Below are 1,683 nucleotides of genomic sequence, written 5' to 3' on the forward strand. Positions count from 1 at the left end.
ATGCAGCAAAGGTTGTCTCTGAGGAAGCCAAAAGCGCGGCAGCAGCGGCAACAGCAAAAGCAGAGCAGGTACAACAAGATGTAAGTGAGGCGAGGAAGGTAGCCAATGAAGCGAAAGCGGCAGCAGAACAAGCTGTACAAGCGGATAGACAGGCGATAGCTTCTCAAGACGCATCTGTAAAGCAATTAGCCCAAGAAGCCAAGAGCACAGCGGAAGAGGCGAAAAAGATAGCCGATGGTGCGAAAACGATGGTAGATGAAACGAAGGTATTAGCAGAGGAAGCCAAACAAGCTGCTTTAACAGCGAACAAGAGCAGTAGCAGTTCAAGTTTTCATAATTTTCTTAAACAAATAAATGTAAGTGCTCTTTCTGTAATGACTCCGTTTCTTGTAGCGACCGGCAAAAAACAGCTTACGTTAAGACAAGGGACCCATCTTCCTTTTGCGATAGGAGATGATATTTTGGTTTTCAGTTATACGAAAGATGAAACTATTTCGCTCTCTCAAACTCTAACAGCGGGCAAGGATTATTATGTTTATTTGGTTGTGACAGGTATCAGTAATAAGAAATTTATCGTGTCAAATAACAGTACGTATCCCGACGGTTATACAGCAACGAATTCGCGAAAGATTGGAGGGTTTCATACGCTATGTGCCGATGTTGGGACCCTTTCTGCTCATCCCTTATCGGGTTACCGTGCAGGGGATATTTTACCCGCTTCTGTTTGGTGTCTTAATCACCGTCCCCATAGTTCTCCAGAAGGTATGGTTTATGACAGATCGCAAGATCTTTGGATAGATATTTATCTCCAGTCAGGAACCGGAATGAGTACCAAATCGGCCTATGGAGTACCGATAACGACCAATCGTAGTTATGTGGATCATGTCGATGATCTGCTTTTTATGAGGAAGTCTTTACTGAGTGATATAGAATTTGCTTCGGCAATGTATGGGAGTAATGACAAGACGAGCATACAGGGCAGAAAAGCACCGCCCCAGAAACATTCTGGTGGTCATGTTGATACTGCGAATAAACGAATGATTTCTCACATTGGTTGTGAGGATGGTTGCGGTTATGTTTGGCAGTTTTTATCGGGAACGTTTCCGATGCAGACGGCTTATACGTTAGCAGGGAGGACGGCTTTCAAGACAGTGATGAATGTTTTGGTAGGCGGCGGGAGTTTTGGTCATGGTTCCAATTTTGGAGCCACTGTTAGAAGTGCGGACTATGGTCGTACTTTACGGAGTGATCAGTTAGGGGCTCGTGGCTGTAGCCGTCCACGCCGTTATGTTTAGGACAACAAGAATGAGAGAATATCCAGAGCATTTAAATACGAAGCAAGATTATTTGAACATGCTTGCTTATGACAGAGATGAATCGGTGAGAAGGCTAAAGGCGCTTTTACAAACGCGTTTTCATTGGGTTCGTGTAAAAGAACTTGGAGAAGGAGAAGAAGGTCTTGAGGATGAGAAGCATAAGATTGATACGACAACAGAAATGCCGGTTAATTTAGATGGAGATGTTATTGAAAAGCGCTATCAGTATGAATTGCAAGATGATGAATATTCTTTTCTCAGCTCTGTTGATTTTAGTGTTGAGGAGGTCGAGCTCTTAATAAGAGACAGCAGCCAATAACTCACGAATAGCCATCACGATTTTATTCCGCCCCCCTTTTGTGGGGCT

Annotated in this window: 2 protein-coding genes; both read left to right on the top strand. The window is 43.8% G+C overall.

All coding sequences use genetic code 11. The annotated features are described in order from the left end of the window. A partial coding sequence (locus tag NPX99_RS08590) for a phage major tropism determinant (RefSeq protein WP_442864055.1) occupies positions 1 to 1,295 on the top strand: 1,295 nt, incomplete at its 5' end. A gap of 10 nt (positions 1,296 to 1,305) precedes the next feature. Next, positions 1,306 to 1,635 carry a hypothetical protein gene (locus tag NPX99_RS08595; RefSeq protein ID WP_269031413.1) on the top strand — a complete coding sequence of 110 codons (330 nt, stop codon included), beginning with the start codon at positions 1,306 to 1,308 and terminating at the stop codon, positions 1,633 to 1,635. Positions 1,636 to 1,683 lie beyond the last annotated feature (48 nt).

The organism is Bartonella sp. 220B (assembly GCF_026930205.1).
GTDB lineage: Bacteria > Pseudomonadota > Alphaproteobacteria > Rhizobiales > Rhizobiaceae > Bartonella.

What these genes read in the sequence shown, in the direction of transcription:
- NPX99_RS08595 (WP_269031413.1), top strand. Translation starts at nt 1,306, where the DNA reads ATGAGAGAATATCCAGAGCATTTAAATACGAAGCAAGATTATTTGAAC.